Source organism: Streptomyces sp. 8P21H-1, from assembly GCF_013302945.1.
In genome coordinates this window covers 1-378 of sequence record NZ_JABTYA010000124.1, presented here as the reverse complement: position 1 = coordinate 378, position 378 = coordinate 1, and the positions used below count along the sequence as shown (strand labels likewise).

General features: G+C 69.6%; 1 protein-coding gene and 1 pseudogene. One reads left to right on the top strand and one right to left on the bottom strand.

What is annotated here, in order from left to right; genetic code table 11:
• Window positions 1-155 (top strand): 30S ribosomal protein S14 (rpsN, locus tag HO151_RS02110; protein ID WP_173894423.1); only part of this gene is annotated, 155 nt, incomplete at its 5' end.
• A gap of 88 nt (window positions 156-243) precedes the next feature.
• Here the strand turns inward: rpsN and HO151_RS07215 are convergent.
• Window positions 244-378, bottom strand: a pseudogene (locus HO151_RS07215) (epoxide hydrolase); the annotation flags it as partial.

Sequence of the window (378 nt, the reverse complement as noted above, 5' to 3'; positions counted from 1 at the left end):
TGCCGCGCAACGCATCGCCGGTCCGCCTCCGCAACCGCGACGCGATCGACGGTCGCCCCCGTGGCCACCTCTCGAAGTTCGGCATCTCGCGTGTGCGTTTCCGCGACATGGCGCACCGAGGCGAGCTGCCCGGCATCACCAAGTCGAGCTGGTAGTCACCACCTCGCGAACGTCACGAAGGCCGGTCCCGATGGGGCCGGCCTTCGTCGTTCCCGCGGTCTGTGGATCGCTGCACAGAGGGCCTCAGTCCAGTCCGTCGAGGAAGGTGCGGATGTCGTGGGCCAGCATCTCGGGCTCCTCCATCGCCGCGAAGTGTCCGCCCCGGTCGTCGACCTCGGTCCAGTGCACGACCCGATACTCGGCCTCCGCGAGCCGCCG